This is a genomic window from Stenotrophomonas maltophilia group sp. RNC7, from assembly GCF_030910085.1.
Lineage (GTDB): Bacteria > Pseudomonadota > Gammaproteobacteria > Xanthomonadales > Xanthomonadaceae > Stenotrophomonas > Stenotrophomonas sepilia.
In genome coordinates this window covers 1-1,456 of record NZ_JAVFVN010000051.1, presented here as the reverse complement: position 1 = coordinate 1,456, position 1,456 = coordinate 1, and the positions used below count along the sequence as shown (strand labels likewise).

Annotated in this window: 1 protein-coding gene; it reads left to right on the top strand. The window is 47.9% G+C overall.

Annotated features, from left to right (window positions below):
* Positions 1 to 202: 202 nt before the first annotated feature.
* Positions 203 to 1,021: an EAL domain-containing protein gene (locus tag RCF13_RS00295; protein WP_308140686.1), complete on the top strand. Its 819-nt coding sequence runs from the start codon at positions 203 to 205 to the stop codon at positions 1,019 to 1,021.
* Positions 1,022 to 1,456 lie beyond the last annotated feature (435 nt).

Below are 1,456 nucleotides of genomic sequence, written 5' to 3'. Positions count from 1 at the left end.
TCTGCCATAAGGCGCTATTGTTTATACGTCGTGGAGATTTTAAACTAATGATAATTGTCTTGGGAGCACTCGGTCGAGGTGTGCTGGGGCCTTTTCCTGGAAGTAGCGACAGCATCGCTTATTAAGTCCTGGGTTTGTTTTATCTGTGATGCTTTTGGTACCCCTTGGACATGCTCTTTTTTCGCTGATGGGAGGGGCGGGAATGTTTGAGCATCTTGATATCCTGGATGAAAGACACGTGAATATAGTCGCTGAGGCTATTGCCAGTGATCGCATAACCTGTGCGGTTGAAGATGTTTTTTCTACATCGGCTAACAGTGAAACTTTATATGGCGAATGTTTAGCGCGACTGACCGGCCCTGACGGGCGCATCTATCCGGCAAGTGCATTCGTACCCTGTTTGGACGCCTGGCGTGAAACACCTGTTCTTGACCGACATGTGCTCAAACTGGCTCTAGATCATCTCGATGCTGATCCCGCAAAAGTCCTTGGGTGCAACATATCGGCCGACAATTTTACAAGTACAGCGGCATGGAGCGGCATACGGAATCGAATACTGGACCGCGCGTATCTCGCACCCCGACTAGTTCTGGAACTGACCGAAGTGCAAGCACTCGGCGCCTTATCGTTCTGCGCAGATGCTATAGCAGAACTTCAGAATATTGGTTGTCGGATAGCGCTAGATGATTTTGGGACGGGTTTTGCCTCTCCAAGGTTACTCCAAATGATCAATTTCGATATCGTCAAGATTGATCGCGCTTTCGTTCACGACATCCGTTCTTCGCATAATGGGCGAGACAGCTTACAGAACATGGTTGGTCTAGCGTCGAGCTTTGCATCATTGATTGTAGTGGAGGGTGTTGAAACCGCTGCACAGCTTGATGCTGCACGGACCGCTGGCGCATCGCATGTGCAGGGGCATTTTTTTCAGTTCCAGTGCAACATTCCTCCTACCGTAACATTCTTGAGGTGTAATGATCGCGCTCAAGATGGCTTTCTCTCAACAGATCGCCAGCCCTAAATCAAACTAGCCGCATTGTCAGGTGAGTAGTGAGCACTCCACTATTGGAGATCATTTTGCGATGTATATGGTGAGAACATGGTTGGATGGTCGGAAACCTCACTTTCCGCGATGTGTATGATCGCGAGTAACACCTGTTCTCTTTCCCAGCCTGCATTAATTGCGATCGAAATGAGCTTATAGATCGACGGTTCAAGAGAAAAAATGCATTCTTTTTGATATGCTATGCTTCCGACTTCAGTATGTGATGGTCCGTTCAGTCTAATCTTTTTAATCATTCACAACCATCGCAGTTTGGAGTGAAATCCGCAAAGTGTCGCGAATGGCCAGCGTGGATGTCAGTAGGCCTTGAAGTTGGCAATTGTGTCCCTCCACACAAGCCAAGCAGCACGAAGGCAGACAAGGGTAAAATGAAAACTGAAGCTCCTACAAAAG

Coding starts and splice junctions, on each gene's coding strand:
- RCF13_RS00295 (WP_308140686.1), top strand. CDS start 203: ATGTTTGAGCATCTTGATATCCTGGATGAAAGACACGTGAATATAGTC.